A 328-nucleotide genomic window follows, 5' to 3' on the forward strand; every position below is an offset into this window, starting at 1 on the left:
GTCCAGCGGTCCTCCGTGCGCGGCCAGGTCCTTGTCGCACTGCGCGCCGCGCTGGTGACGGGTGACCTGCGGCCCGGTGTGGTGTACTCCGCGCCGGTGCTGGCCGAGCGGTTCGGGGTCTCCGCGACGCCCGTCCGGGAGGCCATGCAGCAGCTCGCCCTGGAGGGTGCGGTCGAGGTCGTGCCGAACCGGGGCTTCAGGGTCGTCGAGCGGGGCGCCCGGGAACTGGCCGAACTGGCCGAGGTCCGGTCACTGATCGAGGTTCCGGTGGTGCTGCGGCTGGCCCGTACGGTGCCCGCCGAACGATGGGCCGAACTGCGTCCCCTCG

General features: G+C 73.8%; 1 protein-coding gene. It reads left to right on the forward strand.

Going from position 1 to position 328, the window contains the following annotated elements; all coding sequences use genetic code 11:
• Positions 1 to 328: GntR family transcriptional regulator (locus J0695_RS42005; protein ID WP_206970053.1), on the forward strand; the 328-nt coding region annotated here is incomplete at both ends.

This window comes from Streptomyces beijiangensis (genome assembly GCF_017315755.1).
Lineage (GTDB): Bacteria > Actinomycetota > Actinomycetes > Streptomycetales > Streptomycetaceae > Streptomyces > Streptomyces beijiangensis.